Source organism: Priestia sp. P5_B4, assembly GCF_056400385.1.
Genome location: NZ_JBFULJ010001383.1, coordinates 1 through 681 on the forward strand (window position 1 = coordinate 1; position 681 = coordinate 681).

The following is a 681-nucleotide window of genomic DNA, read 5'->3' on the forward strand; positions in this document are numbered from 1 at the left end:
CAATAGAGGGGGAATTTTTTAAAGGTTACATAAAAAGTTCTCTTTTGATATTTCTACAAAGGAAAAGAAGTCTATATTTTATTCTCTTAGAAGTAGATAGTTTACCCCATTTTATACAATATTTAGATGATATTTTATAGTCTTTTATCCCATATCCGAATAAATTGGTTTTAATCGGCTGCTGAAGGATACACCTATTAGTAGAACGACATATTCTATAGGGATAGAGGAGGAGAAAATAGTGAAGGAAATTAAAGTAGCAGAAAATAGTGGTCAGGCAAATAAGTTTATTGAAGAGTTTTTTGCTAACGGGTTTCGTAAAAACGAAATTTATTTATTGACCTATAATAAAGAGCGCTCGGAATATTTAACAAACACAACAAATACAAAAGAATATCGAGCTTCTGAACAAGGAGTTTTTGAATCTGCAGTTAATAAGTTATTTTCTCGTGAAGATGAACTTCATTCTAAAATGGCCTCGTTAGGTTTAACCCAAGAAGAAGCTAAACAGTGTGTCGGTGAAATGAAACAAGAACGTATAATCATTATTGCAAAAAAAGATGTGTAATGGTTCTCCTTTGCAATAGCTTTTGAGGAAACTAAGTGATCGAGAAGTATTAGTAAATCATACTAGCATGTTGCTTTATATATAATATTTGTTTTTCTGTACGAATGTTTTAT

The 681-nt window shown here is 30.7% G+C and carries 1 protein-coding gene; it reads left to right on the forward strand.

The genetic code is table 11. From position 1 onward, the window contains the following. Positions 1–241 precede the first annotated feature (241 nt). Positions 242–568, forward strand: coding sequence for a YflT domain-containing protein (locus AC1DRF_RS31140; protein WP_043980779.1), 327 nt, complete (start codon positions 242–244; stop codon positions 566–568). The last annotated feature ends 113 nt before the right edge of the window (positions 569–681 follow it).